The following is a 540-nucleotide window of genomic DNA, read 5'->3' on the forward strand; positions in this document are numbered from 1 at the left end:
ACGGATTCGTTGCCATAATCCAGACGGCTTTCACTTCTCCGGATTCGATTGCATCAAACAGCTCAACGGCTTTATGGCCCGCCTGCTCAGAGAGCGTGGGGGAGTTCCAGTATTCCTGAACGATATCCCGATGCTGTTCATTATCAATATCCATATGCGCAGCGAGTAAGTTAGACAGCCCACCCACTTCGCGGCCCCCCATCGCATTTGGTTGCCCGGTTATTGAAAACGGAGCGCTACCGGGCTTACCTATTTTCCCGCTCGCCAAATGACAATTTATAATACTGTTTGCCTTGTCGACTCCAGAACTTGACTGGTTCACTCCCATTGAATAGAAGCTCATGGCTGTCTGACTAGCGCAGAACCAAGTATAAAACTGCTCCAATCGATCGGCGGCGAGATCACACACCTGTGCGGTGCGCTCTACTGTCCATTCTCTGGCCTGCTTCAACGCATTATCAAATCCGGCAACACTACTCTCGAGAAAACGAGAATCTAATCCACCATTCTCACTTAGATAATTCAACAATCCATTGAAGA

At 48.9% G+C, this 540-nt stretch carries 1 protein-coding gene; it reads right to left on the bottom strand.

Features of this window, described 5'->3' with window-relative positions; genetic code table 11:
- Positions 1 to 540 (bottom strand): molybdopterin-dependent oxidoreductase (locus tag A3751_RS02110; protein ID WP_156492199.1); only part of this gene is annotated, 540 nt, incomplete at both ends.

Source organism: Oleiphilus sp. HI0080 (assembly GCF_001635135.1).